This window comes from Micrococcus sp. HSID17227 (assembly GCF_003989405.1).
Taxonomy (GTDB): Bacteria; Actinomycetota; Actinomycetes; order Actinomycetales; family Micrococcaceae; genus Micrococcus; species Micrococcus luteus.
In genome coordinates this window covers 1-779 of sequence record NZ_RBLN01000539.1, presented here as the reverse complement: position 1 = coordinate 779, position 779 = coordinate 1, and the positions used below count along the sequence as shown (strand labels likewise).

The window sequence follows — 779 nt, the reverse complement described above, 5'->3', positions numbered from 1 at the left end:
CTCCTGTTCGAAGGCGGTGACCGGCGTAAGAAGGTCGAGTGTGTAGAAGCCGGCGCTGGCCGGAGGTCGCTTCGCCGCTGCGAGGGGTGCGGGAGGATGCGCTCCGACGAAGAGAGCGCCCCAGGCGAGCAGAGCCATGAGCCAGAGGCCGGCACGGAGCGGCCGGTAGCCGTAGCCGACGGTCGCGTCCTGGAGGTAACCCCAGACGCGGAGGTGCAAGGGGAGCGTGGAACGGCGTTGGCGTTGCTTGGCGAGGAGGACCGTGCGTGCTTCGTCCTCGTGTCCGAGTCGCCGGTAGTCGGCTGCGAGCTGCTCGAATGGCTGTGGGAGGTAGCCGTTGGTGCTGCGCCGGAGCCAGCCGAGCCGTTCGGTGGCGGTCAGCGGGGAGGCGAGGGCGTCGTAGGTGGTCCCGGTCAGCCGGAGGTCGGCGGGCCAGGTGGCGGGTGCGTCGTACAGGCTGCCCAGCTGGGCGTGACTTGCGTCGACGGTGCCGTCGATTGGTTGCCGGGTGCGGAGATCAGTCTCCCGAGCTTGTGTCAGGCGTAGGGACAGGGCGGTGCCCCCGGGGTTCGTCAGCGTGGAGTTCCGGAAGCTGAGCTGCGTACCGACGCGGCTGCCGTCGAGTTTGATGCCGCCGTTGACGCTGAGGCCCAGGCCGAGGTCGAAGTTGCGGGCGACGTTGACGTCGACGGCCTCCAGCGCGATGTCGCTGGCGTTGTTCAGCCGGGCGCCGCAGAAGCCGATGGCCGCCGCGACCGTGGCGCCGGAGAGGATGATCC

At 69.8% G+C, this 779-nt stretch carries 1 protein-coding gene; it reads right to left on the bottom strand.

Annotation, left to right across the window (positions count from 1 at the left end; translation table 11 throughout):
- Positions 1–779, bottom strand: a 779-nt coding sequence (locus tag D8M29_RS13735; RefSeq protein ID WP_238693436.1) for a hypothetical protein, incomplete at both ends; no start/stop codon positions are given.